Source organism: Paraburkholderia sp. SIMBA_027, assembly GCF_046535315.1.
In the GTDB taxonomy this organism is placed as follows: Bacteria; Pseudomonadota; Gammaproteobacteria; order Burkholderiales; family Burkholderiaceae; genus Paraburkholderia; species Paraburkholderia tropica.
On record NZ_JAWRWY010000368.1, the window covers coordinates 1 to 282 of the forward strand.

Below are 282 nucleotides of genomic sequence, written 5' to 3' on the forward strand. Positions count from 1 at the left end.
GTATCAGTGGAATTCATTATTTCCACAATTACCAGGATATCATAAGGCTACTCCTTGGGTAGCAGCAAAACATACTCCTGTTGATTTTTTTCAAAGTGCACAAACAACTTCTAACTCTGTTACCATAGAAAAAGGAAGCGAGAATGGAAGTATTCTCCTGAATTATAATAATTTCTTAACCACAGGAGTACTACCTAACTCTGATCAAAAGAAAAATACAATTTCTGCAAAGTTTGATTATAAGTTAACAGATAAACTCTCTGCGACAGTTTATTCATCATT

General features: G+C 33.3%; 1 protein-coding gene. It reads left to right on the forward strand.

What is annotated here, in order from left to right; translation table 11 throughout:
• Nucleotides 1-282, forward strand: a 282-nt coding sequence (locus SB764_RS39460) for a hypothetical protein (RefSeq protein ID WP_410866677.1), incomplete at both ends; no start/stop codon positions are given.